The sequence below is a fragment of the Methylocystis sp. S23 genome, from assembly GCF_054106005.1.
This window is the reverse complement of sequence record NZ_CM134185.1, coordinates 1991775-2017390: the sequence shown is the minus strand read 5'-3', so window position 1 is coordinate 2017390 and position 25616 is coordinate 1991775. Positions and strand designations below refer to the sequence as shown.

Below are 25616 nucleotides of genomic sequence, written 5' to 3'. Positions count from 1 at the left end.
CAGGGGCCGGAATATCCGGCGATTGCCCGCCCAACGGCTAAGGGCGATGCGCCCGCAACTGTTTATACACTATTTTTGACTTTTGCGCCGAACCCGGCCTTGGCCGTTCGCCGCAAAAGGCGACCGCTTTCCGCGCGCGGCGGGAAATGGCAATGTCGCGCCAATCTCAGTCCGAGGAGAAACCGAATGCCGCTCTACACGCTCGATGGAATTGCGCCGCGCCTGCCCCCCGAAGGCCGCTATTTCGTGGCCCCCGGCGCGCATCTCGTCGGCCGCGTCGAGCTGCGGGAGGACGCCAATGTCTGGTTCAACTGCGTGCTGCGCGGCGACAATGAATGGATCGTCATCGGCGCGCGGACCAATATCCAGGACAACAGCGTCCTGCATACCGACATGGGCTATCCGCTGACGATCGGCGCCGACTGCACCATCGGCCATAATGTGGTTCTGCATGGCTGCGCGATCGGCGACGGCGCGCTCATCGGCATGGGCGCGACGATCCTGAACGGCGCGAAGATCGGCCGGAACTGCCTCGTCGGCGCCAATGCGCTGGTGACGGAAGGCAAGGAATTCCCGGACGATTCCCTCATCGTCGGCTCGCCGGCGAAGGTTATCCGGCCGCTCGGGGACGACTCGCGGGAGAAGTTCCTCGAATCGGCGCGGCATTATGTGGAAAACGGGCGACGATATCTGAAGGGGCTCGTCGAGATCGCGCCCTGACCTCTCACTTCGCCACATACATCGGCGCGGCGGTCGGCGCGCCGATCGCCACCCACACATTCTGGTTTTCCTGCGACTGGCGCTTCACGAAGCGATAGGAAGTCTTGCCCCAGGGCTTCACCTCGTCGGCGAGATTGTCAAGGACGAAATCGCCGCGATCGGTGCGCGCCATCAGCACCGCATGGCCGTCGCCATGCTCGTCCTTCACCACGGCGAGCAACAGGGCGGCGCGCGGGAAGCCGGCCTCCATCAGGACGCGGCGCTTCAGCAACGCATAATCCTCGCAATCGCCCTTGCCGTCCGTGGGATAGTCCCAGGCGTCGGGCGCGCCGGCGTGCTCGGCGTCGGAGACCGGCTCGATCTTGTTGTTGACGAGCGCGTTGACGCCCTCGATCTTGCGCAGCGCCGCCGCCGTCAGCTCGATCGTCCGCGGCGCGCCGGCCGCGTCGTCGCATTCGCCGCCATAGCGCTGGCAGAAATCCACCCAGCCAAAGGGAACGCTCGTCTCGGGACCGAGGGGGGAGAAGGTCGAGGCCGGCAGCCTCGCCCCGGCCGACGCCGGAAAGGCCGACAGGCCCAGAGCGGCCAAAGCGAGAGCGAGACCCTTCACAACGCGACGCGCGAGATGCATTTAACGAAACCCTAACCGCCAACCGACCGTTAAGAAATCTTTTACGATTGTGGCCGGTTTGCCAAGATGCGCGTTAAGATCGCCTTAACTTATGGTTTACGGCAAGGAGCCCCGGCGAGCGGCGCCGCCGCGTCGCCGATGAGCAAACCCACCCAAAATCAAATGTGTAACGCAGCCCTCCGCGAGGCGCCGGCGCGCCGGGCGGAACTCCTTCCTCGCGCGGCGGCGCCACAATTGTTAAGCGCCGTTGGCCGAACCGCCCCACATGCGGCGGTCATTGCGCGAAGGCCTCGCCGACGAAGCAATCCTGAACCGGCGGAAACCGCATCACTTGTTCGACACATAGGCCGGGGCGGCGGTGGGCTCCCCGAGCGCGACCCAGATATTCTGATTGTGCTGCGACTGGCGCTTCACGAAGCGATAGGGCGTCTTCTTCCAGGGCTTCACCAGATCGGCGAGATTGTCGAGAACGAACTCGCCGCGATTCGTGCGGACCGTGAGGACGGAATGGCCGTCGCCGTTTTTCTCCTTCACCACGGTCAGCAGCAGCGCCTCGCGCGGGAAGCCCTGCTCGATCAAGAGGCGGCGCTTGAGCAGCGCATAGTCCTCGCAATCGCCCCTTCCGTCCGTCGGATAATCCCACTGGTCGATCGCGCCCCAGTGATCGGTGTCGGCGATGGGCTCGATATGCTTGTTCACCCAGAGGTTGACGCGCGAAATCTTGTCGAAGGCGGCGGCGTCGAGCTGAATGTCGGCCGGGATGCGCGCGTCGTCGTCGCATTCGGCGCGGTTGCGCTGGCAGAAGTCGACCCAGCCATAGGGAACGCTCGTCTCGGCGCCGGTCGCGGCGTAGCTCGACGCGTCGGGACCCGCGAAACTCGTCGCGGCGACCGCCAGCAGACCCCCGCCCGCAAGTCCGAGAGCCACAATCGCCTTGCCGATAATGCCGACCATTTCCCGTCTCCCCTTTGCTGAGACGAGAATAGGTTTCTTATTTTGCCGTCCTTGAAAGTATTTCCGCCGCATTTTACGCGAACGCGTTTAGATTTATACGTCAGACGGGTAAGTATAATTTTCTGGAACCGGAACCGATAAAATTTGAAGAAGCAGCATAAATGGCTGATTTTAAAAGATGTAAATATCGCTCCCCCCGCTCGACGACGCCTCCGTGGCGCGCTCAGCTCGACTTGGCGCCGCCAATCGTAAACGGCGTCGGCGCAGAGAGGTTAACGCCCGGCCCGGCCCGTAATTTTTGTGGCGGAAGCGCGGCGAAAGCGCCGCGGCGACGTTGGCGGAGCCGATCCTACGACCGGCAGATCGCGTATCGTCAGTAAGTTAGAGTGAGCGCAGGCGGCCGGCGGGCCGCCATTAGACTCGCGCTACGGCTTCAAGGGCGCCGGAAGATATTGCAGCGGATCGGCGACGACGAAGGAATAGGACAGGGCCAGGCCGGCGTTGAACTGGTTGCGCGAGCCGATGAGATTCGGGATCGGGCTCGAACCCACGCTGCCGAGCAGGCGCTGGCCGCCGCCATAGATGGAGACGGCGGCGGCCTCGGTGACATTGTAGCGGATCGTCGCCATGCCGCCGGCCGCAGTGAAACCGCCGGTCGCCGTGTAAGGCAGGAGCCGCCCGTTCACGAGCGCCTCGAAGGGCGAGACCGAGAAATAGGCGTTGGCGTAATTATTGTCGCCGAAATTGATGCGCGGCCCGACCGAGAAGCGGAACCGGCCCACCGTCTCATAGGCGTCGGCGTAGAAGGCGGCGACGAAGCCCTCATGGCCGTCGACGCCCTGGCGCATCTCCGCGCGCATGCGGAAATGGTCGAAGGGATTGACCTCGACGAAGCCCCCGACTTCGTGAGTCAGACCGACGCGGCGCAGTCCGAAAAGGCCGTCGCGCTGTCCCCGCTGGAAGACGAAATTCGCGACCGGCCCGGCGCGCACGCCGCCGTAATCGAAAAGCGGGAAGCCGAAGCCTTCGTCCGGCGTCGAGAAGGTTTCCGCCTCGCCGACCCGGCGGATGGCGACCGCCGGAAAGGGATAGGGCCGCACCTGGCCGGAGCCCGGAAAGCTCGGCGAGACCGCGCCGATGACGCTGACCGTGACGATCCAGCCCTTTGCGTCCGTCTTGGGCGGGGGAATCAGATCCGCCGCCGCGCCCGGGGCCAGTCCCCGAAGCACGGCCGCGGCGGCCAGAAACAGAATTTTCAAAGCGCTGATTCGCAACGAAGACGACCCTCGCGACACGTTTCTTGACAGTTCTTTAACAACCCCTCGCCCGTCTGGCCACTCTCTGCCAGGCTAAAACGTCAGCATGTTGGCGATTGTGGCTCCCGCGCCACGACGCCCTATCGGTAAAGCCATGCGTTGCGGGCCAGCATGCCGCGCCCGCCGAGCGTCCGGATGGCGAGGTCCCGCGCCGTCGCCGCCGGCCCCGCCAGGTGGAAATAGCGGCCCTGCCGTCGCGAGGCGCGCACGATCCGGGAGGCGCGAACGATTCGGCTCGCTTCATAGGCCGCGAAGGCCGACTCCGTTGTCGCGCCGAGCTTCAGAAAGGCGCGCCCGAGCGCCTCCGCGTCCTCGACGGCCTGGGCCGCTCCCTGCGCGAGGAAGGGCGGCATGGGATGGGCGGCGTCGCCGAGCAGCGTGACCGCGCCCCGGCTCCAGCTCGACAGCGGCGGGCGGGCGAAAAGGGGCCAATGCCGCCAGGACGCCCCCGCCGCGATGAGCGCCAGAAGATCCGCGCCCGGCCGCCTGGATTCGAGCGCGCGGGCGAGCTCCGGCCCCTCGAGCGACAGGATCGCCGCGCCGTCCTCGCCGCGCGGCTCCTCGGAGACGATGACGACCACATTGACGACGTCGCCGTCGCGCAGCGGATAATGCACGACATGCGCGCCGGGCAGCATCCAGAGATTGCTTTCATGCGCCCGCAGCGCCGCCGGCGCGCGCTCGGCCGGCACGAGGGCGCGCCAGGCCGTGAGGCCCGAATAGAAGGGCGCGTCGCGCTCAGTGCGGAAAAGATGGCCGCGCACGGCGGAACGCTGGCCGTCCGCGCCGACGAGGCCCGAGGCCTCGATTTCCTCGACTCCGGCCTCGCCATGGACCCGAAGCGTCACGAATCCGGCGCGGTCCTCGAAATCGCCGACCCGGGCGCTCGTGCGGATCTCGATCGCGGGTTCCGCAAGCGCCGCCTGCAACAGAGCCTGTTGAAGATCGGCGCGATGGAAAACCCGGAAAGGCGCGCCCCAGCGGCTGCGGGAGTCGGAAAGATCGAGCCGCGCCAGAACGGCGCCGTCGCGTCCGCGGCGAATATTGATCGCCCGAGGCTCCAGCGCCACGGCGGATAGCGCGCCTTCGAGCCCGAGCCCGGCGAGAACCCGCCCGGCATTGGGCGCGATTTGCAGCCCCGCCCCGACCTCCTCGATTTTCGCGGCGCGCTCCAGAACCAGCGCGCGCTTCCCCGCGCGGGCGAGGGCGAGCGCGGCGGCGAGCCCGCCAATGCCGGCGCCCGCAATGACGATGGGGGCGCTCACGCCCTCTGCTCAAAATCGTTGATGACGAGGACCGGTAGAAAGGCGGCTAGGCGCAAGGCTGGATTTCTTTGATAGATTCCAGTCGCGCCCCCAAAGCCTTTCGAGCACGCCAAAGGTCGACGGCAACCTGCATATTGATCCAAATTTCAGGCCCATTTCCAAAAAGTTTGCCCAGCTTCAGAGCCATTTCCGGAGATATGCTCGACTCGCCAGAGAGAATTCGGTGCAGTTGCTGGCGTCCGACATCCAGCATCTTGGCTAGGTCAGTGACAGTGACGTTGAGGGCAGGCAAGACGTCATCGCGAAGGATCGCGCCCGGATGGGTCGGTTCTCGCTCACCTCGCCTCGTTACAAAAACTTCAGTCATTTCTCGTCTCGTTGGCGCCATTTAGCGGGAAAGGAGCGCCAAAGGCGCTCCTCGAAAAATCAGTGATATTGTTCAAAGTCCACTTGCGACGCGTCCTGGCCATCGAATTCAAAAGTAACGCACCACGGGCCATTTACATGAACCGAATACCGGGGAGGATTAAATCCGTTCAACGGATGAAAATCGAACCCTGGAATGCGCGTATCGCTTGGCTTTCTTGCTGCTTCGAGCGCGTCTAACCTCCGAACAAGCCGCTCGTGGAACTCTTTGGCTATTTTTGCTGACTTTCCGGTCTGAAAGAATTCCTCCAAATATTTGTTTTTGAATGACTTTATCATACCACTCCCTTCATGGCCGCTTACTCCTTTCTAAAATGGGAACGCCGTCGCGTGTCATGCGACACGCGACATATGACCCGTCCCGCTCCCCGAGTCAACGGAATTTAAAAATTCTTGATCGTCTTGCCGATCGGCTCAAGCCGGCTCTTCAGCCTGATAGACGCATTCCGCCGGATCGGCGCCGCCATGGAGCGAGGCGTCGTAGACATAGAGCGTCGAGCAATAGGGACAGACGGCCTGATCGTCGGCGCCCATGTCGATATAGACATGCGGATGGTCGAAGGGCGGCAGCGCGCCGATGCACATGAATTCCTTCGCCCCCACGCGAATCTGGGCGACGCCGGGCGTATTGTGGAAATGGGGCGTGGAATGTTCGGCCATGGTCCGCTCTTTCGTGACGCCGCGCGGGCGGCTCAAGATCGCTCCCGCCCCCTATATTGCAGCGCGGGGGAATTGGATAGGGGCTGCCGTCAGTCCTTGTCGGACTCGACGCCAAGCGCCTTCAGACGCTCATGCTCCTCCGCCGTGAGAGGGGAAGGACCAGCGGGCGCGCGCCGGCGACGCGCGGCCGACCAGACGGCCAGGCCGCCGGCGAGGAGCGCGATGAGCGGCGCCGTCCAAAGCAGGATCGTGCCCGGCTTCACCGGCGGCCGCAGCAGGACGAAATCGCCGTAGCGCGAATGCACATATTCCTTCACCTGCGCGTCGCTCATGCCTTCCTTGAGCTTCTCGCGCACAAGGACGCGCAGATCCCTGGCGAGCGAGGCGTCGGAATCGTCGACCGACTGGTTCTGGCAGACGAGGCAGCGCAATTCGCCGGTGATGGCGCGGGCGCGCGCCTCCATGGCGGGATCGGGCAGCATCTCGCCGGGCGTGACGGCGTGAGCGGGGATAATGAGCAACATCGCCGCCAGGGCCAGCGCCCCCAACCCTGCCTTGCCTCGGTTCGAGATGACGAGCTTGTGGGCGTCAAGACCAAGACTGTCGCGGCCGAGCCGCCCCCATCCCTCCCCGCGCTTCGCGGGGGAGGGATGAAGCGGCGCCAACCGTGATCGGCGGAAAAGGGTCGGAATATGAGGCGTGAGCCGCCTCCCTCCCCCTTGCGGGGAGGGATAAAGGGCGGGGGGCGCCTCAGCGCCGCTTACGATGACAGGGAAATCTCTCATTCCGCCGCCTCCGGCAGGGCCGCCGCCTGCGCCCGCCGCGCCACGCCGATCCGCAGCCGGCGATCCGCAAGGGAGAGCCCGCCGCCAAAGGCCATGACCAGCGCGCCGATCCAGATCAGCGTCACGAAGGGCTTCCAATAAAGACGCGCGTCGATCGTCCCGTCCGAATGCGACTCGCCGATGGCGGCGTAGACCTGCCCGAGGCCCAGCGTCACGATGCCGGCCTCGGAGCGCTGCATCTTGCGGGCCTGATAGTAGCGCTTGGCGGGCTCGATCTTCGCGATCGTCTCGCCGCCCGAACGCACATCCATCACGGCGTAGATTTCGGAATAGTTCGGCCCGTTGCGCGGCGCGATCTCCTCGATGCCGAGCTTATAGGGGCCGACCTCGTAATAGTCGCCCGGCTTCATCGCGACGATGCTCTCGACGCCCCAGCCGGTCGCCGCGAGGCCGAGAAAAGTGAGGCCCATGCCGGCATGGGCGATCGACGTGCCCCAGGCGGAGAGCGGCAGGCCACGAAGACGCGAGAAGACGGCGCCGGTCGAGGAAGCGCGGAAGGCGGCGCGCTGGGCGATGTCGCTGACGCCGCCAATGACGAGATAGACCGCAACGCCCGCCGTGACGATGGACAGAAAGGGCGTCCCGTACCAGGCGCCGAGAACCGCAGCCGCCAGCACGCCGGCCGCGAAGGCCACGCGCAGGCGCTGCAAGGCCGCCGGCAGATCGCCGCGCTTCCAGACGAGCATCTGGCCGACGGGCATGAGCAGAGCGAGCGGCAGGGCGATGGGGATCAGCACCGTGTTGAAGAAGGGCGCGCCGACCGAAATCTTCTCGCCCGTCAGCGCCTCGAGCGCGAGCGGGTAGAGCGTGCCGATGACGACCGTCGCGCAGCTCGCCGAGAGCAGCAGATTGTTCACGACCAGCGCGCCCTCGCGCGAGATCGGGCTGAACAATCCGCCCACGGGCAGCGACCCCGCCCGCGCGGCGAAGAGCGCCAGCGCGCCGCCGATGAAGAAGACGAGAATGGCCAGAATAAACACGCCGCGTTCGGGATCGCTCGCAAAGGCGTGGACGGAAGTCAGCACGCCCGAACGCACCAGGAAAGTGCCGAGCAAAGAGAGCGAGAAGGCGAGGATGGAAAGGAAGATCGTCCAGACCTTCAGGGCCTCGCGCTTCTCCATCACCGCCGCGCTGTGGAGGAGCGCCGTGCCGGCGATCCAGGGCATGAGGGACGCGTTCTCCACGGGGTCCCAGAACCAGAAGCCGCCCCAGCCCAGCGTGTAATAGGCCCAGTAGGAGCCCATGGCGATGCCGAGCGTCAGCGCGATCCAGGCGAAGAGCGTCCAGGGCCGCGCGAAGCGCGCCCAGGCGGCGTCGATGCGTCCGCCGATGAGCGCGGCGGCCGCGAAGGAGAAGACGATCGAGAAGCCGACATAGCCGAGATAAAGCAGCGGCGGATGGATCGCGAGGCCGGGGTCCTGGAGGATCGGATTGAGGTCGCGGCCTTCCCATGGCGGCTGGTCGACGCGCGCGAAGGGATTGGACGTCAGGAGAATGAACAGCAGGAAGGCGGCGCCGAGCAGGCCCTGAACGGACAGCGCGTCGGCGCGAAGCTTGTCGGGCATGGCGGAAGAAAAGATCGCGATCAGCGCGCCGCAGAGCGAGAGCACCAGCACCCATAAAAGCATGGAGCCTTCGTGATTCCCCCACACGCCGGAGATCTTGTAGACGAAGGGCTTCAGCGAGTGCGAATTCTCGATGACGTTGACGAGCGAGAAGTCGGAGACGACATGCGCATAGGTCAGCGCGCCATAGGAGAAGGCGACGAAGAGGAACTGCGCGATAGCCGTGGGCCGCGCCACGCGCATCAGCGCCACATCGCTCATCCGCGCGCCGGCGAGCGGTATGGCGAATTGCATCAGCGCCAGAGCAAAAGCGAGAACGAGCGCGTAATGTCCGGTTTCGACGATCATATGCCCACCTCTTCAGCTCCGTCATTGCGAGCGAAGCGAAGCAATCCAGCGTCACGACGACGCCCCTGGATTGCTTCGTCGCTTGCGCTCCTCGCAATGACGGGAACCGTCACTTCGTCTCTCCCTGCCAGACGCCCTGCGCTTTCAGCTTGTCCGCGACGTCCTTGGGCATATAGCGCTCGTCATGCTTGGCGAGGACGCTGTCGGCCTTGAACTTGCCGTCCGTCTGCAGCACGCCGTCGACGACGACCCCCTGCCCCTCGCGGAAGAGATCGGGCAGCAGCCCCGTATAGGCCACGTCGAGATCCTTCGTCTTGTCGGTGACGGCGAAGGTCACGTCCTTGCCGCTCTTGACGACGCTGCCTTCCTTCACGAGTCCGCCGATGCGCAGCCGCGCGCCCGGCGCGACCTGCTTCTGCGTCAGTTCCGACGGCGTGTAGAAGAAGACGATATTGTCGCGCAGGGCGAACAGCACGAGGCCGGCGGCGACGCCGAGCGCGGCCAGCGCCCCGATGATGAGAGTGAGTCTCTTGCCTTTGCGCGTCATGTCGTTTCCATCGCACTTTGTCGCCGGTCGCCCCCACCTCCCCCTTGAGGGGGGGTCGGCCCGAAAGGCGGCCGGGTGGGGGTGGAGCAGCCGCCCAAGTCTCGGGCGCTCGCCCCACCCCGCCTTGCTTCGCAAGGCGACCCTCCCCCTCAAGGGGAGGGTGTGGGGATGTCACCCCCCAATGTTCAATTCCTTCGCCAGCGCCTCGATGCGCGCGACCTCGGCGTCCTTGCCCGCGAGCGCCTTGCGGGCGCCCTCCACGGCCTTCTTCGCCTTTTCGGGCTCCGAAAGGACGCTATAGGCGCGGATGAGCCGCAGCCAGCCTTCGACGTCGTCGCCCTTGTTTTCAAGCCGCGCGGCGAGCTTGTCGACCATGCCCCGGATCGTCGCCGCGCGCTGCTCCGCCGGCATGGCGGCGATGGCCTTGCCCTGCTCGCTCGCCGGACCTTGCGCGACGGGGCCCGGTTCGGCCGGCGGCCGCGCGATCGGCGATCCCGGCGCGCCCTCGCCGCGCAATTCGGCGAGCCGGCGCCGGACCGAGGGCAGATAGGCGGCGTCCGCCGGCGCGTCGGCCTCCAGCTTCGAGAATATCTCGATCGCCTTGTCCTTCTCGCCGTCCTGCTGGGCGCCGAGCCCGAGATAATAGGCGGCCATCACATTATTGGCGTCGAGGGCGAGCGCCGCCTCGAAATCCTTCCTGGCCGCCGCCGTCACCTTGCCCTCGCCGACGATCATGCGCGCCTGGCCGAGATTGGCGTGGCGCTCGGCCGTCGCGCCGAGGAGCGCCAAGGCCTTGGCGTAGGCGTCGATCGCCTCCTCGCCCCGGCCGGCGCGCAGATAATAGGGCGCCACGACCTCGAAGCCGCGGCCGTCCTCCGGATGCTCGCGCAAATGCTGCTCGATCCGGGCGACGGCGCCGGCGAGGTCGCCCCTGCCCGGCGCGGACTCGAGCCGCGCGGTCAGCGGCATGTCCGGCATCTCGCGATTGCCGAGCTTCAGATAGAGCGGAACGGCGATGAGCGGAACGGCGACCGTCGCGGCGAGCGCGGCGGCGACCGCCGCCTTGCGGGAGCCCCGCGCCCGCGCCTTGGGCGCGGCTTCCGCGCGCAACAGGCGGCGGGCGGCCTCGGTCCTGGCGGCCTCGGCCTCCGCCGGATCGAGCCGGCCCTCGGCGCGCTCGCGCTCGATCTCGGCGATCTGCTCCTCGAAGAAGGCGATATCCGCCGCGGCGGCGTCCTTCGCCTCGCCGCGCATGGCGAGCGGCAGGAGGACGGCCATGACGGCGGCGCCGGTGAGAAGGGCGAAAACGAGCCAGATCATGGGAGCGCTGTTTAAGGCTTTAGCCGGCGCTTTGGAAGAGAAATGCCTGTCGGACCAGTCGCGCCGGAAAATATCCCGAGCGCTGGAGCCGGTGTATCATGGGCCGCTTCTCTCCAAGCGAGGCCCTCATGCTCGGCGAACTCCAGGCGCCTTCGATCGAACAGCTCGCAAACGTGATCTCGCAGGTCACGGGCCCCGCCTTTCTGCTCGCGGCCGAGGCGCAGCTCCTTTCCGTGCTGGTCTCGCGGCTCGACCGCATCATAGACCGGTCCCGGGAGCTGGCGACGATCGCCGACGAGGACATGCAGGCGCGTCACAAGGCCGAACTGCCGATCCTGAAGCGGCGCGCCACGCTGATGCACCGTTCGATCTATTGGGGCGTGGCGAGCTGCGTCGTCACCAGCCTTCTCGTGATCCTCGGCTTCGCCGCCGCGTCGCTTCATCTCCGTCACGAATATGGCGCGGGCGTGCTTTTCGTCGCGGCGATGGCGCTCTTCACCGCCGCGCTCATCGCCTTCGCTAGGGAATTGACGCTCGGCTACAGCGAGATCGACGCCAACGCCACATTGACGCAGCGATATGGCTGGCGGCGGAAGCAGTTTCCTCCGCCGACCGACTGATCAGCCTTCTCCAAAGACGCGGCGGAAGATCGTGTCCACATGCTTGAAGTGGTACGAAAGATCGAAGAGCTCGTCCAATTCCGCCGGCGACAATTTCGCGCTCACGTCCTTGTCCTGCCCGAGCAGCGCGCGGAACTCGCCCTCCAGATTATTCCCTTGCGACGCGCGTCCTTCGGACGCCCTCTGCCAGACCGGCATGGCGTTACGCTGCACCATGGCGTAGGCGTCCTCGCGCGACACGCCCTTCTGCGTCAGCGCCAGCAGCACGCGCTGCGAATGGACGAGCCCGCCGAGCTTGTCCAAATTCTTCTGCATGTTCTCGGGATAGACGACGAGATTGTCGATGACGCCGGTCAGCCGCGCCAGCGCGAAATCGAGCGTCACGGTCGCGTCGGGTCCGATCATGCGTTCGACGGAGGAGTGCGAAATGTCGCGCTCGTGCCAGAGCGCGACATTCTCCATCGCCGGGATCGCCATGCCGCGCACGAGGCGCGCAAGGCCGGTGAGGTTTTCGGTGAGCACCGGATTGCGCTTATGCGGCATGGCGGAGGAGCCCTTCTGCCCCGCCGAGAAATATTCCTCCGCCTCCAGCACTTCCGTGCGCTGCAAATGGCGCACCTCGATGGCGAGCCGCTCGACGGAGGACGCGACGACGCCGAGCGTCGCGAAGAAGGCGGCGTGGCGGTCGCGCGGAATGACCTGCGTCGAAACGGGCTCGGGGACGAGTCCCATTTTATGCGCGACATATTCCTCGACGCGCGGATCGATATTGGCGAAAGTGCCGACGGCGCCGGAGATGGCGCAGGTCGCGACCTCCTTGCGGGCCTGCACGAGACGCTCGCGCGCGCGCGTGAACTCCGCATAGGCCTGCGCCATTTTGAGGCCGAAGGTCACGGGCTCGGCGTGAATGCCGTGCGAGCGGCCGATGGTCGGCGTGAATTTGTGCTCGAAGGCGCGCTTCTTGATGGCCGCGAGCAGCGCGTCGACATCGGCGATGAGCAGATCGGCGGCGCGGGAGAGCTGCACGGCGAGGCAGGTGTCGAGCACGTCGGACGACGTCATGCCCTGATGCACGAAGCGCGAATCCGGGCCGATGAATTCCGCGAGATGCGTCAGGAAGGCGATGACGTCGTGCTTCGTTACGCGCTCGATCTCGTCGATGCGGGCGACGTCGAACTGCACGAAATCGGCCTTGTCCCAAATATTTTTAGCGCTCTCCTTGGGGATGACGCCAAGCTCCGCCAAAGCGTCGCAGGCATAGGCCTCGATCTCGAACCAGATGCGGAAGCGCGTCTGCGGCTCCCAGATGGACGTCATCTCGGGCCGGGAATAACGGGGGATCATGGGCGGTCTCGGGTCTTCAGACTCTAGGGAGGGGTCGCGCTAGCACAGCGAGGCGGAAAGCGCAAAAGCTGAACGGAGCTGGGCGATCGGGTGAAGAACGATCATCCTCGCCCTCATGCTGAGCAGCCGCCGAAGGCGGCGTCTCGAAGCACGAGGGCGAGTTCCAGATTATGAAAAATGAAGGTTTCCTCGTCCTTCGAGAGGCGAGCCTCGCTCGCTCCTCAGGATGAGGAAACCTTCGCCCTGTCGGCCTGCTGGACAGGGAAAGAAATCCGTTCATATCCATCGCCTCCGCCGCCCGCTAACATGGCCGCCGCAAGCGCGGCGGCGTGCGAGGGGGCTTCGAATGGAAAATGAACGGTTAAGACGTCCGAAGGCGGCCGGAAGCGAGCATGTCGAGCGGCACTTCATGAACTCTGAAATCGTCCGCGACATCGTGATCGGCATGGCGGACGGACTGACCGTTCCTTTCGCGCTCGCCGCCGGCATCACCGCCGCCGTCGCCTCGACCCGTCTCGTGGTGACGGCGGGTCTCGCCGAGATCGTCGCGGGCGCGACCGCCATGGGTCTCGGCGGCTATCTCGCGGCGAGGAGCGACCATGAGCACTTCCAGTCCGAGGAGCGGCGCGAATATGCCGAGGTCGAGAAGCTCCCCGAGCAGGAGCGCAAGGAGCTGCGGGAGATTTTCGCCGAATACGGGCTCGGCAAGCCCGAGGTCGATTCCGTCGTCGCCGCGATCTCGGCCGACAAGAAGCGCTGGGTCGACTTCATGATGCGCTTCGAGCTCGGGCTGGAGAAGCCCGATCCAAGGCGCGCGCCGGTCAGCGCGGCGACCATCGCGGCGGCCTATTTCGTCGGCGGGCTGATCCCGCTCGCGCCCTACATGCTCGAAGCGGATGTCGGCCGGGCGCTCATACACTCGGCGCTCCTCACCGGCCTCGCGCTCCTCGTGTTCGGCGCGGTGAAGGGCAGGCTCACCGGCGCCGATCCGCTGAAATCGGGCGCCCAGACCCTCTTTGTCGGCGGACTTGCGGCGGGCGCGGCCTATTATCTCGCCTCGGTCTTCGGTTGAGCCGCGCATCCGCGCCTGCGGCCATTGCACGCGCTTTGCATTGTCATGCTGACATGCGGCGGGCGCGGCCATATGAAGAGCGGCGCGAGGAGGCAGGATGCGGACGGCGGATGTCATCGTTCTCGGCGCCGGCATGGTCGGCGTCTCGGCGGCCTTGCACCTTCAGGCGCGGGGCCGCGACGTCGTCATGGTCGACCGCCGTGGCGCGGGGCTCGAGACGAGCTTCGGCAATGCCGGCCTGATCGAGCGCTCGTCCATCTTCCCCTATCTCTTCCCGCGCGACCCGGCGCGGCTCGTCAAATATGCGCTGAACCTTCTGCCCGAGGCGCATTATCATGTCGCCGCCCTGCCTTCGGTCGGCCCGTGGCTCATGCGCTATTGGCGCGAAAGCTCGCCCGAGCGCGTGGCGCGAAGCATTGCGGGGCGCCGCCCGCTGATCGAACGCAGCCTGATCGAGCATGAGGCGCTCATTCGGCAGGCGGGCGCCGAATCGCTCATCCGCCGCACGGGCTGGATCAAGCTCTTCCGAACGGACCAGACGCTCGCTCATGGCGTCGCGGATGCAAAGAAGCTGCGGGAATACGGCCTCCATATCGACATTCTCGACGCCGCCGGCGTCGCCGCGCGAGAGCCCTTCCTCGCCCCCGTCGCAGGCGCCGCGCATTATCTCGACACCGCCTCGGTCCGCGATCCCGGCGCGCTCGCCAAGGCCTATGCCGATCTCTTCCTCTCCCGCAGCGGGCGCTTTGTTCACGGCGACGCGCTGAGCCTCGAACAAGAGCCGGACGGGCGCTGGAGCGTCGCGGGGTCTGATGGCGCGCGCATCGCCGCGCGCGACGCAATTGTCGCGCTCGGCCCCTGGTCGGACCTGATTTTCCGCCGCTACGGCTATGAAATGCCTTTCGGCTTCAAGCGCGGCTATCACATGCACTACGCGCCGGGGCCGGGCGCGACGCTCAACCATCCGATCCTCGACGCAGACAATGGCTATCTGCTCGCGCCCATGGACAAGGGCGTCAGGCTCACCAGCGGCGCGGAATTCGCGCCGCGCGACGCGCCGCCGACGCCCGTGCAGATCGAGCTTTGCGAACCCATCGCCCGCAAGCTTTTCCCCCTCGGCGCGGCGCTCGACCCCGCGCCCTGGAAGGGCGCGCGGCCCTGCTTGCCGGATATGCTCCCCGTGCTCGGCCCCGCCCCGCGCCATAAAGGCCTGTGGTTCGATTTCGGCCACGCCCATCACGGCCTGACCCTCGGGCCGGTCTCCGGGCGCCTCCTCGCCGAGATGATGACGGGCGAAACCCCGTTCGCCGATCCCGCCCCCTATCGGGCGGAGAGATTTTAGAGCGCCGCGGACTTACCTCGCCGCGCCCGCCGGCAAAATATCGGCCGGCGAGAAGCTCAGATTCGCGCCGAAGCGGATGCTGTGCATCCCGCTGATATTGCAGACCGGCACGGAATAGAGCGCCGCGCTCGTATTATAGAGCGGGTAGTCGTGCGCCAGCTTGATGTAGAGATATTCGGCGTTGACCGAGATGTTGCGCGTCAGCGCGTAGCTGACGCCCGCGCCCACGGTCCAGCCCGGAAGGAAGGGATTGTTGACGCTCGTCCCGAAGGAATAGGCCGGGCCGAGCACGTTCGGGCCCGAGAAAGTCTTGGGCGCGACGATATGGCCATAGGCGAAGCCGCCCGTACCATAGACGAGGAAGCGGTCGAAGGCGTAGCCGAGCTTCACGCGCGCCGTGCCGATATAGCCCGGGCGCGAGCCGGAGGTCGTTCCATGGCTGTTCGTCGAGCCGCCGATCTCGCTGCGATATTGGAAATCCGTTTCGAAGCCGCCGACGATATTGACCCAGAGCGGCAGCATGTAGCCGAGCTTGAGGCCGCCCGCGAAGGCCGCGCCGTTCATCGGCACCGGATCCGCGAAGCTGCCGTCGCCGATCGTCGGGCCGAGCGTGACGCCGATGGTCGGGCCGCCCCAATTGATCGGGGGCTCGCCCCCGCCGGGAGGCGGCGGGACGGGCGCGCCGGGCGGCGGCGCAGCCGGATCGGATGGCGGCGGCGCGCCCTTGCAGGCCTTGTCGAAGCTCCAGTCGTTCTTGCCGATCGTCCTCGGCTCGGTGATCCCGGCGCCGGTGACGGTGACGAAGGTGCAGGGCTTGTCCAATATGCGGCAGACGCCCGCCGTGTCGCAGACCTCGATCGCGCCGGAATAGAGGACCGCGTCGGTGCGGCCGCCCGACAGCACGCGGGCGGCGAAGATCGTGCCGCGCACGCCGATCGTCGCCGTCGGCGTCTTGACCTCATAGGGCTTGTGCCCGCCGGAGGCGGACACGAAGCGGAAGGCGCCCCTGGCGGCGTTGAAGCCGACGCCCGAGCCTCCGGAATAGACGAAGCTGTCCAGCTTCACCCTGGATGAAGGACCCATCTGCATCGTCGTGCGATCGACAAAAGCGAGCTTGGCGCGGCTTTCCGCGCCGGTCGTCACCACCTCGTCGAAATAGACCGCGTCGCCCGTCGAGAGGCGCGCGCTGCGGCCGTCCGCCACGCCCTGCACGTCTCTCTCGACCGACGCGGCGTTGCCGATCGCCTGCTCGGCGAAGGCGGGCAGCGACAGCGCGCAGAGCAGGGAGAAGGAAACCGCGATTCTACGCATGGGATGCGCCCCCGGAGTCTCGTCGTCCGGCTGGAACGGAAAAAGCAAAGACTGAGACAATCTTTAGCGGAAGCTATCGCAAGCCGGCGGGGCGGGCGCAACCGGCCGGGCCCGACCAAGAGCCTCAATTATCGGGAATGTGGCTTTCGGGCCACAGCTCCGCCGGCCGGCGCCAGCGTCTACAGACGGGTCGTCTCCGATATTTCGCCCTCGGCGAAAGGCTCCTCGAATTCGGCGACGAAGCCGCCCTTGAAGACGCGCCGCACCACCGCCGCCTTGACGCCGAAGGCGAGGCGGTCGCCGACGGCGACTTTGTCGGCGGCGTCGACGCTCACCCCGGTTAGCGAAACGTCGTTGATCTGCACGACCCTTTCCTTGCCGTCGGGCATGCGCACATATGTCCACGGCATCCGCGGAACGAAGCGCTTGTGGCGGCGGGCCTCCGACAAGGCGCAGTTTTCCCGGTTCGCGAACCATATGAGCTGACCGGCGAGCCGGCGGCGGCGGCGCTCGGGCAAATCGAGCGTGATGGCGAAGCCGCTTTCCGTCTGGCGCTCGACATCGCCCTCCAGGCGGCCGAGCTCGCTGACATAAACGACGACATGGTCGCCATAGCGGGGCTCGAGCGGCGTCGCGAACGCCATTTCCCCGGTCGAGGCCTCGACGATTCGGCAGGCGTGCTCCCGGCCCCCCGGCAAAAGGAGCGAGGCCTCGAGATCGACCCTTACCGTCGGCCCGTGAATGCGTTCAAACGCGCCGGTGTCAAGAACGGTCTCCAGTGACATGCGCCCCAAGCCACTCTGTTTACCGGAGCGAGACTTGCACAGAATTCCTCATGTAGGGTTAACCAGACCTTGGACGCGGCCGGGCCGGATTAATGCTCGGACTTTGCGCGGCCGCTCCGGCTGTGGCAGATAGGGGCGAGCCATTCCAACGAGGTCTATCATGGCGGCGGACGTCACTTTTCCCGCGGCGGCGGCGGCGGGCCTACTCTCCTTTCTCTCGCCCTGCGTCCTGCCGCTGGTGCCCCCCTATCTGACCTATCTGGCCGGCGTCTCCATGGAGGACCTCGAGATGGAGACGCGCTCGCAGGCGCGGCGCGACGTCCTCCTCTCCGCCGTCCTCTTCGTTCTGGGCTTCACGACCGTCTTCGTCGCGCTCGGCGCGACCGCGAGCGCCTTCGGCGCGGTCATTCGCGCCAATCTGCACATCCTGTCCTGGGTCGCGGGCGCCGTCATCATCCTGATGGGGCTGCACTTCGTGGGCCTCCTCAAGGTCGGTCTGCTCTATCGCGAGAAGCGGGCCGAAATTTCGAAGCCCATGGGGCTCTTCGGCTCCTACGTCATGGGCCTCGCCTTCGCCTTCGGCTGGACGCCCTGCATCGGGCCGATCCTCGCAGCGATCCTCGCCGTGGCGGGAACGCAGGACACCGTGGCGCGCGGCGCGGCGCTGCTTGCGACCTACTCTCTGGGACTCGGCCTGCCCTTTATCGGCGCCGGCCTCGCGCTCGGCCGCTTCCTCGCCTTCGTCGCCCGCTTCCGCAAGCATTTCGGAAAGGTGGAGAAGATCGTCGGCGCGCTGCTGATCCTCACCGGCGTCGCCTTCCTGACCGGCGGCGTGCAGGAAATGTCCTTCTGGCTTCTCGAATTGTTCCCCGGACTGGCGGCGCTCGGATGAGGGCGCCGCCGGGCGTGGCGCTCGCCGACGATCCGCGCCTGCCGGAGATCGACCGGCTGCGCGGCCTCGTCATGGTCATCATGGCGCTGGACCATATGCGGGACTTCTTCGACGCCGATACGATAAGATTCAGCGCCACGGATCTCGACCGCACCTATCCGTTTCTGTTCGTCACCCGCTTCGTCACCCATTTTTGCGCGCCGACCTTCGCCTTGCTCGCGGGCGTCGGCGCCTATCTCTACGGCGCGCGCCGGCGGGACCCGAAGGCGCTCTCCCTCTTTCTCGCGACCCGCGGCCTCTGGCTCGTCCTGCTCGACATCGTCGTCATCAGCCCGGTCTGGGGCGGGCCGGGACGGATCGAGCTCGGCACGCTGTGGGCGATCGGCTGCGGCCTTCTCGCCCTCTCCCTGCTCTCTCGGCTGCCGCAGCGCCTCGTCCTCGCGGCCGGCGCGGCCATCGTCGCCGGCCACAATCTTCTGGACGGAATCCGCGCGGCCGACCTCGGGGCTCTCGCGCCATTATGGCGGCTGCTCCATGAAAAGGGGCCGCTCCCCTTCGGCGTCCCGGGCGAAATCTACTACCCGGCCCTGCCCTGGATCGGCGTCGTGGCGCTGGGCTACGGAATCGGGCCGCTCTTCCTGAGCGAGCCTTCGAGGCGCGACCGGATCCTGCGCCTCGCCGGGATCGGCGCGCTGGCGCTCTTCGCGCTCCTTCGGGCAAGCAATCTCTACGGCGACCCGCACCCCTGGTCGGCGCAGCGGGACGGGGTCTTCACCCTTCTCTCCTTCCTCAACGTCACGAAATATCCGCCCTCGCTCCTTTACCTTCTCGTCACGCTCGGCGGCGCGTCCCTCGCCTTGCCGGCGCTCGCGAAGCTCGGCGGCCGGGCCGGACAGGCGCTCGCCATTTTCGGCCGCACGCCGCTCCTCTTTTACGTCCTCCACCTCTATGCCGGCGTCGCCGGCGCGCTCGCCCTCGCCTATGCCGAGGGCTATCGCCTTGGAGATATTGGCGCCTTCATCAAATCCGGCGCGCCGCCGGCCGATTTCGGAGCCGGGCTCGCCGGGGCCTACGCCGCCTGGATTGTCGTCGTGATCGGCCTCTACCCCGTCTGTCGCTGGTTCGCGGGGGTGAAGCGGCGCGCCGATCTCTGGTGGCTCAGTTATCTCTGATCCTTAACGCTTCGCCGCAAATTGGTCGCGTCCGCAACCCGCGGCGCCTTGGTGAGCGCGCGTCTGGCGCGTATAGAGAACTAAAGTTGCAGCGGTTGTTCCGCTTTGGGAAACGTCTCAAACCACCTCCGGGGTTCGGTAATGTTGGAAAAGCTTGTGGCCTTCTGTCTTCGTTGGCCCTGGACCGTGGTTCTTCTCACCTTGGCGTTGACCGGGGGCGGCGTTTATCTCACGGTCGAACGTTTCGCCATCGACACAGACACGACAAATCTTTTCTCGCCGGACATGGCTTGGCGGAAAAATCAGATGGCGCTCTACCGCGCCTTCCCGCAGCTCGAAAACTCCATCGTCGTCGTCATCGACGCGGCGACGGGCGAAGCCGCGGACGACGCGGCCGCTCGGCTTACGGCCGAACTGAAGGGCAAGCCCCTGATGCAGCGGGTCTGGCGCCCCGACGACCCTGCCTTCTTCGTCAAGAACGGCCTGCTCTATCTCGACCTGAAGGAGGTCCAGCACACCGTCGGCATGATGCTCGGCCAGCGCGACGTGCTCACGCCGCTCGCCGAGGACCCGACGCTGCGCGGATTGGCGAGCGTCCTCGTCGCCAGCCAGAAGCGCGCCGCGAGCGGCGAGCGGGCGACGGCCATGTATCTCGCCGGCCTCGACGAATTCTCCCGCGCCTTCGAGGAGACGCTCGCCGGGCGCAGCGCCCAGGTCGATTGGGAGAAGCTTCTCTCGGGCGGCGGGGCCGACGCCGCGCCCGCCGGTCCGCCGCTCGAGAAGCGCCGCATCGTGCTCGTCAATCCGGTGATCGACTTTTCCGAGCTGCAGCCCGGCGCCGACGCCATGAGCTTCATCCGCAAATCCGCCGAGGCGCTCGGAATCACGAAGGACAAGGGCTTCACCCTCCGCCTGACGGGCGAAGTGCCGCTCGCGGCGGAGGAATTCGCGACCATCTCCGAGAACATGGCGCTGAACACGATCGGCACGCTCGTCATCGTCTCGCTCATCCTCTTCGCGGCGCTCCGCTCGCCAAAGCTCATCCTGGCCGTTCTGGCGACGCTGCTCGCGGGCCTCGCCATCACTTCCGGCATGGGCGTGCTGCTCATCGGACGCTTCAACCTGATCTCGGTCGCCTTCGCGGCGCTGTTCATCGGCCTCGGCGTCGATTTCGGCATTCAGTTCGCCACCCGCTATCGCGAGGAGCGCCACGGCCATGGCGACCTCGAACGGGCGCTCGTCGCCGCGACGCGCGGCATTGGCGGCTCGCTGACGCTCGCCGCCGTCTCCCTGCTGGCGGGCTTCTTCTGCTTTCTGCCGACGAGCTTCCTCGGCGTCGCGGAGCTCGGATTGATCGCGGGCCTGGGCATGATCATCGCCTATATCGCGACGCTCACCTTCCTGCCGGCGGCGATCAAGCTGCTGCATCCGCCGGCGGAGCATATGCCGATCGCGACCCATTCGCTGGCCGCGGTCGACCACTGGATCGCGCATCATCGCGCCATCGTCCTCCTCGCCACCGCCGCCATCGTGCTGGCCGGCGCGCCCTATCTGCTGCGGCTGCGATTCGACTCCAATCCGATGAATCTGCGCGACCAGACGGTGGAGTCGGTCGCGACCTTCCTCGATCTGAGCAAGGATCCGAAGACCGCGCCCAACAAGATCGAGACGCTGGCGCCGTCTCTCGCCGCCGCCCGCGACCTGAAGCAGAAAATCCTCGCGCTGCCGGAAGTGGATCACGTCGATTCGATCGATTCGCTCATCCCTTCCGAGCAGGACGAGAAGCTTGCTTTGATCGAGCGCGCCTCGAATGAATTGCGCGACGCCCTCTACCCGAAGACCCGGCGCGCGCCGACGGACGCCGAGACGGTGAAGGCGCTCGCCGCCGCGGCCAAATCGCTGCGGGCGGCGGCGGCCAAGAAGCCCTCGCCGCCGCTGACGCGCTTCGCCGCCGCTCTGGAGAGCCTCGCAAAGGCTAGTCCCGAGACGCGCGAAAAGGCGCGCGCCGCCGCTTTCACGGGATTTGAGAAGCTCATGGGCCAGATCCGCGAGGCCCTGAAGGCGCAGCGCGTGACGCCCGACTCCCTGCCGGAGGAGCTGCGTTCCGACTGGATCTCCGCGAAGGGCCAGGTTCGTCTCGAGACGACGCCGAAGGGCGACAGCAACGATCTGGAGGTCATGACGCGCTTCGCCGACGCCATGCTCGCGGTCGCGCCGGAGTCGAGCGGCGCGCCGGTCATCATTTCCGAGGCCGGGAAGACGGTCACGCGCGCCTTTCTGGAGGCGGGGATTTACGCCTTTCTGGCGGTCTTCCTCATTCTTGCCGTAGCCTTGCGCAATCCAATCGACGTTGCGCTCACGCTCGGCCCGCTGGTCCTTGCGGGAATCATGAGCCTTCAGGCGGCGGAAATGCTCGGCGTGTCGTTGAATTTCGCGAATATCATCGCGCTGCCGCTCATGTTCGGCGTCGGCGTCGCCTTTCACATTTACTATGTCATCGCCTGGCGGAAGGGCGTCGTCGACATGCTGGCCTCAAGCCTCACCCGCGCGATCTTCTTCAGCTCGCTGACGACCGGCACGGCCTTCGGCAGCCTCTTCCTGTCGAGCCATCCCGGAACGGCGAGCATGGGGGAATTCCTCACCATTTCGCTGTTTTTCACGCTGCTTGCGGCCTTCATCGTCGTGCCCGCCGTTCTAGGTCCGCCGAGGCGTCCCGCCGATGGCGGCGCGGATGCGACTTGACGGCGGCGAGGGTTCAGCCTTTCGCTAAGCGGCGTGCGTTATAATGACAGCAACCGCGAATCAGAGGTCCGGCGTTATGAAGAGACTATTGCTGAGCATCGTCGCCGCCCTCTGCGCCCCGGGGGTCGCGTCCGCGGTCGAAATCTACGGGGTCTGGGTGCGTGACGGACACCCGACCGACAAGCTCGAATTCTTCGACTGCCAGGGCAAGCTCTGCGCCAAGGGCGTGCTGCCCATGCTCGACGGCAGCCCGCCGCCCCTCGTGCTGCGCCACGCCGCGAAGACCGGGCCGAATAGCTGGAAGGGCGATCTGTTCAATCCCGAGGACGGCAAGACCTATACGGGCAAGATCGCTTACGAGGCGCCCAATCAGCTCACGCTGACGGGCTGCCTCGTCGCCTTCCTTTGCCAGAGCGAGACCTGGACGCGCATTTCCGGCCCGCCCAAGCCCGCGGCGCCCGCCGAATCGAAAGGCGACGCCAAGAGCGAGGGCAAGAACGATTCCAAGGCCGCCAAGGCGCCCGCCGGCGATTCGGCCAAGGCCCCCGACAAAGGCGCGGACAAGGGCGCGCCCGCCGCGAAGGCGGCGGCGGGCCAGGACGCCAAATCCGCGAAGCCGGCCAAGCCGGCCGATCCGAAATCCGCCGCGCCGCCGAAAGCCGCGCCCGCCAAGCCCGCGCCGAAGCCGGCCGCCGGCGAGTAGCGATCGAAGCTCCAGCGCAGGTTAACGATAGGTAACTTGACGGCTGCAGTGCGGTAGGCGAGCGTCGCGCCGATCGCTTCAGCGCGTCCCACGCCGAGTTCCGTGTTCGCTCCGGCGCCCCAGGTCAGATAATCCCACAATTTTTGTAGAGTTACCTTGACGGCGACGCGCCTATCGTAGAGGACAGCGCCGTTCACATGGAGATGAGCTTCAGTTGAGGGCCGGCGTCTCATTTCACTGCCTTGCGCGAGCGAGTCGCCGAGCCACGCTTCTGTCAGCGGCGCTCTGCCTGGCCGGCTGCGATCTCGAATGGGAGAAGCCCGACCTCGCGACGCCGCCGCCGGAGAAATTCCGCGAAGCCAAGGCCTCTTCCGCGAAACCAATCCAGCGCGGGCCGGACTTCGCGGTCAGGTTCGGCTCCAAGGAGCTGGCGAAGCTCGTGGAGCAGGCGGTCGGCGACAATCTCGACATCGCCGCCGCCGTCGCCCGCATCCAGCAGGCGGACGCGCAGGCCCGCGTCAACAGCGCCGCGCTGTGGCCCAGCATCTCGATGCAGGACATCGCCCGCACGCAGCGCGTGCCGGGGACCACCACCAATGTCGCGTCGGCGGGCTCCAACATCACCCCGGCCTCCACCGCGACCGGCTCTTCGCAGCAGACCTCGACCACGGGGTTTCGCGCGCGGCATTTCGGCTTCTTCCAGCTCGGCCTGACCGCAAGCTACGAAATCGATTTCTGGGGCAAGAACGAGGACGCCTCCTACGCCGCGCGGCTTCTGGCCAACGCCAGCCGCTTCAACCGCGACACCGTGGAGATTTCGACGGTCGCCTCGGTCATCAACGCCTATTTCCAGGTTCTCACCGCGCAGGACCGGCTGCGCATCGCCCAGAACAACGTCGCCATCGCCGACCGCGTCAATCGCGCCATCCAGGCGCGCTTCCAGGTCGGCGTCGCGAGCGCGCTCGACACGGCGCAGCAGGAATCGGTGCTGGCCCAGGCGCGCGCCGCGATCCCGCCCCTGGAGCAGACGCTGCGCCAGACCAAGAACCAGCTCGCCGTGCTCGTCGGCCAATCCCCCGAAAGCCAGGAGGTGAAAGGGGGATCGCTGACCAAGCTCGCCTTCCCGCGCGTCGTCCCCGGCCTGCCGTCGGAAGTGCTGCTTCGCCGTCCCGACGTCGCGGAGGCGGAAGCGCGGCTCGCCTCGCAGGAATTCTCGGTTCTGCAGGCCCGCGCCGCCTTCTTCCCCTCGATCACGCTCACCGGCCAGTACGGCGTGCAGAGCGCGCTGCTGCAAAATCTGATCCGTCCGGAGGCGATCGCCTGGCAGGCGGCGGTCAATCTGACGCAGCCGATTTTCGACGGCTTCAATCTTCAGGGGCAATATGAGCTGCAGAAAGGCCGCTACGCCGAACTGGCGGCGCTCTACCGCAAGCAAATCTTAACCGCCTTGCTGGACACCGAGAACGCGCTCATCGCCGTGAAGGAGACGGAGCGGGCTTTGAGGCTGCAGATTATCGCGGCCGCGGCGGCCCAGAGGGCGCTGACGGCCGCCGAGATGCGGCTGCAGGAGGGCACCATCGACATCGTCACGCTGTCGACGACGCAGACGACGCTTTTTCAGGCGCAGGATCAGGTCGCGCTGGCGCGGCTCTCTTATTTTCAAGCGGCGACCAGCCTATATCAGGCTCTCGGCGGCGGTTGGTCCCCCACCACGCGAGACGCCGAAATTGCTCACGCAAACGCCGCTTACGAGGCGGACAAAGGGATCTTTCCATGATCCGCGCCGACCGGCGTATCCTCATGGCTCTCGGCGCGCTCGCCCTGGCGCTCGCCTTTGGCGGCGCCTATCGCGCCGGCATGCTGCCGGGCTCGGGCGGCGGCGAGAATCCGGCGGCCGAGGACGAGCGCCCGGGCGGTCGCCGAGGCGGCGGGCCGGTATCGGTGACGACGGCGCGCGCGCGTATCCAGGACGTGCCGGTCACGGTCGACGCCGTCGGCACGGTGCAGGCCTTGAACACCGTCACGATCCGGACGCAGGTCGACGGCCGCCTTCTGCATCTCGCCTTCACCGAGGGCCAGGAAGTCAAGAAGGGGGACGTCCTCGCCGAGATCGATCCCGCCCTCTACAAGGCGCAATATGATCAGGCCGTCGCCAAGAAGGCGCAGGACGAGGCCAATCTCGCCAACGCCCGCGTCGACCTCGCGCGCTACGAGAAGCTCGTCGCGGGCAAATTCCTGTCTCACCAGCAATACGCCACCCAGAAGGCGCAGGTGACGCAGCTCGAGGCGCAAGTGCGGGCCGATCAGGCCGCGATCGACAATGCGAAGACCACGCTCGACTACGCGACGATCCGCTCGCCGATCGACGGCCGCGTCGGCATTCGTCTCGTGGATGTCGGCAATATTCTTCATCCGTCCGACCAGAACGGCATCGTGGTCGTCACGCAGCTCAAGCCGATCAACGTCGTCTTCACCCTGCCCCAGCAGGCGCTCCCCGCCGTCCAGAAGGCGCAGGCCGGCGGCGCCGCCAAGGTGCGGGCGCTCGGGCCCGACAACGCCACGGTCATCGAGACGGGCGAGCTCAAGGTGGTCGACAACCAGATCGACCAGCTCACCGGCACGGTGAAGCTGAAATCCGTGTTCGCGAATGACAGCCTGAACCTTTGGCCCGGCCAGTTCGTCAATGTCCGGCTGATGCTCGACACCATTCCCAAGGCGGTGGTCGCGCCAAGCCCTGCGGTGCAGCGCGGGCCGAACGGCGCATTCGTGTATATTCTCGGCGAGGACGGCGCCGCCCATATGAAAAGCGTCACGACGGGCCGGCAGGACGAGAATATCGTCGTCGTCGCCTCCGGCCTGGAGGCCGGGACGACCCTCGTGACGAGCGGATTTTCCCGGCTGTCGGACGGCGCGAAGGTGCGCGTCACAAATCCGGAAGAGCCGGCCGCCGCCACGGCCGCCGAAGCGCCGAAGCGGGAAGGCGCGGGCCGGCGGGAGCGCGGCGCAAGGGGAGATATTTCTCCGGGAAGGTGACGT

At 66.5% G+C, this 25616-nt stretch carries 24 protein-coding genes; 10 read left to right on the top strand and 14 right to left on the bottom strand.

All coding sequences use genetic code 11. The annotated features are described in order from the left end of the window. Positions 1–186: 186 nt before the first annotated feature. Positions 187–720: a gamma carbonic anhydrase family protein gene (locus tag ACV7JP_RS09965; protein WP_457795530.1), complete on the top strand. Its 534-nt coding sequence runs from the start codon at positions 187–189 to the stop codon at positions 718–720. Between the two features lie 4 nt (positions 721–724). Here ACV7JP_RS09965 and ACV7JP_RS09960 read toward each other — a convergent pair whose 3' ends face one another. The 11 genes from ACV7JP_RS09960 to ccmI form a co-directional block, all read right to left on the bottom strand. Beyond that, a complete protein-coding gene (locus tag ACV7JP_RS09960; RefSeq protein ID WP_457795529.1) occupies positions 725–1351 on the bottom strand; it encodes a transglutaminase-like cysteine peptidase in 627 nt (208 codons plus the stop codon). A gap of 327 nt (positions 1352–1678) precedes the next feature. Next, a complete protein-coding gene (locus ACV7JP_RS09955) occupies positions 1679–2305 on the bottom strand; it encodes a transglutaminase-like cysteine peptidase (RefSeq protein ID WP_457795528.1) in 627 nt (208 codons plus the stop codon). Positions 2306–2730: 425 nt separating this feature from the next. Then, entirely contained in the window at positions 2731–3564 is an 834-nt protein-coding gene (locus ACV7JP_RS09950; protein ID WP_457795527.1) for a MipA/OmpV family protein, read from the bottom strand. 137 nt (positions 3565–3701) lie between these two features. Next, a complete protein-coding gene (locus tag ACV7JP_RS09945) occupies positions 3702–4886 on the bottom strand; it encodes an FAD-dependent monooxygenase (protein WP_457795526.1) in 1185 nt (394 codons plus the stop codon). Positions 4887–4932: 46 nt separating this feature from the next. Next, positions 4933–5253, bottom strand: coding sequence for a HigA family addiction module antitoxin (locus ACV7JP_RS09940; protein ID WP_457795525.1), 321 nt, complete (start codon positions 5251–5253; stop codon positions 4933–4935). 59 nt (positions 5254–5312) lie between these two features. After that, positions 5313–5591, bottom strand: coding sequence for a type II toxin-antitoxin system RelE/ParE family toxin (locus ACV7JP_RS09935; protein WP_457795524.1), 279 nt, complete (start codon positions 5589–5591; stop codon positions 5313–5315). Positions 5592–5726: 135 nt separating this feature from the next. Beyond that, a complete protein-coding gene (locus ACV7JP_RS09930; protein ID WP_457795523.1) occupies positions 5727–5972 on the bottom strand; it encodes a zinc-finger domain-containing protein in 246 nt (81 codons plus the stop codon). A gap of 89 nt (positions 5973–6061) precedes the next feature. Next, on the bottom strand, positions 6062–6496 hold the full coding sequence (locus tag ACV7JP_RS09925; RefSeq protein ID WP_457795522.1) for a cytochrome c-type biogenesis protein: 435 nt from the start codon (positions 6494–6496) through the stop codon (positions 6062–6064). Between the two features lie 257 nt (positions 6497–6753). Continuing rightward, complete coding sequence (locus ACV7JP_RS09920; protein WP_457795521.1) at positions 6754–8730, bottom strand: heme lyase CcmF/NrfE family subunit; 1977 nt, start codon at positions 8728–8730, stop codon at positions 6754–6756. 109 nt (positions 8731–8839) lie between these two features. Then, positions 8840–9277, bottom strand: coding sequence for a cytochrome c maturation protein CcmE (gene ccmE / locus ACV7JP_RS09915; RefSeq protein ID WP_457795520.1), 438 nt, complete (start codon positions 9275–9277; stop codon positions 8840–8842). Positions 9278–9448: 171 nt separating this feature from the next. Beyond that, the gene (gene ccmI, locus ACV7JP_RS09910; protein ID WP_457795519.1) at positions 9449–10597 is read right to left on the bottom strand and encodes a c-type cytochrome biogenesis protein CcmI; all 1149 of its coding nucleotides are present in this window, start codon (positions 10595–10597) and stop codon (positions 9449–9451) included. A gap of 128 nt (positions 10598–10725) precedes the next feature. Between ccmI and ACV7JP_RS09905 the strand changes: the two genes are divergently transcribed. Next, positions 10726–11217: a DUF2721 domain-containing protein gene (locus ACV7JP_RS09905; RefSeq protein ID WP_457795518.1), complete on the top strand. Its 492-nt coding sequence runs from the start codon at positions 10726–10728 to the stop codon at positions 11215–11217. Here the strand turns inward: ACV7JP_RS09905 and purB are convergent, their stop codons facing one another. Continuing rightward, positions 11218–12561, bottom strand: coding sequence for an adenylosuccinate lyase (gene purB / locus ACV7JP_RS09900; protein WP_457795517.1), 1344 nt, complete (start codon positions 12559–12561; stop codon positions 11218–11220). It abuts the gene before it with no gap. A 346-nt stretch (positions 12562–12907) separates the two neighbouring features. Here purB and ACV7JP_RS09895 point away from each other — a divergent pair, with 346 nt between their 5' ends. After that, positions 12908–13633, top strand: a complete 726-nt coding sequence (locus ACV7JP_RS09895; RefSeq protein ID WP_457795516.1) for a VIT1/CCC1 transporter family protein — start codon at positions 12908–12910, stop codon at positions 13631–13633. A gap of 97 nt (positions 13634–13730) precedes the next feature. Continuing rightward, positions 13731–14975: an NAD(P)/FAD-dependent oxidoreductase gene (locus tag ACV7JP_RS09890; protein WP_457795515.1), complete on the top strand. Its 1245-nt coding sequence runs from the start codon at positions 13731–13733 to the stop codon at positions 14973–14975. Positions 14976–14987: 12 nt separating this feature from the next. Here ACV7JP_RS09890 and ACV7JP_RS09885 read toward each other — a convergent pair whose 3' ends face one another. Next, on the bottom strand, positions 14988–16286 hold the full coding sequence (locus ACV7JP_RS09885) for a FecR domain-containing protein (protein ID WP_457795514.1): 1299 nt from the start codon (positions 16284–16286) through the stop codon (positions 14988–14990). Between the two features lie 179 nt (positions 16287–16465). Beyond that, complete coding sequence (locus ACV7JP_RS09880) at positions 16466–17071, bottom strand: PilZ domain-containing protein (protein WP_457795513.1); 606 nt, start codon at positions 17069–17071, stop codon at positions 16466–16468. A 160-nt stretch (positions 17072–17231) separates the two neighbouring features. On the opposite strand from ACV7JP_RS09880, the gene ACV7JP_RS09875 reads away from it, so the two are divergent. The 6 genes from ACV7JP_RS09875 to ACV7JP_RS09850 all read left to right on the top strand — a co-directional run bounded on the left by ACV7JP_RS09875 (position 17232) and on the right by ACV7JP_RS09850 (position 25613). Then, positions 17232–17963 (top strand): cytochrome c biogenesis CcdA family protein, encoded by a 732-nt coding sequence (locus ACV7JP_RS09875; RefSeq protein ID WP_457795512.1) that lies wholly within the window; start codon positions 17232–17234, stop codon positions 17961–17963. Beyond that, a complete protein-coding gene (locus ACV7JP_RS09870; protein ID WP_457795511.1) occupies positions 17960–19135 on the top strand; it encodes a DUF1624 domain-containing protein in 1176 nt (391 codons plus the stop codon). The genes ACV7JP_RS09875 and ACV7JP_RS09870 overlap by 4 nt, the downstream gene beginning before the upstream one ends. Before the next feature lie 156 nt (positions 19136–19291). Continuing rightward, entirely contained in the window at positions 19292–21877 is a 2586-nt protein-coding gene (locus tag ACV7JP_RS09865; RefSeq protein WP_457795510.1) for an MMPL family transporter, read from the top strand. 76 nt (positions 21878–21953) lie between these two features. Beyond that, a complete protein-coding gene (locus ACV7JP_RS09860; protein ID WP_457795509.1) occupies positions 21954–22580 on the top strand; it encodes a DUF2147 domain-containing protein in 627 nt (208 codons plus the stop codon). A gap of 214 nt (positions 22581–22794) precedes the next feature. Beyond that, positions 22795–24357, top strand: a complete 1563-nt coding sequence (locus ACV7JP_RS09855) for an efflux transporter outer membrane subunit (protein WP_457795508.1) — start codon at positions 22795–22797, stop codon at positions 24355–24357. Further along, a complete protein-coding gene (locus ACV7JP_RS09850) occupies positions 24354–25613 on the top strand; it encodes an efflux RND transporter periplasmic adaptor subunit (protein ID WP_457795507.1) in 1260 nt (419 codons plus the stop codon). Before ACV7JP_RS09855 ends, ACV7JP_RS09850 begins: the two co-directional genes overlap by 4 nt. Positions 25614–25616: the final 3 nt, after the last annotated feature.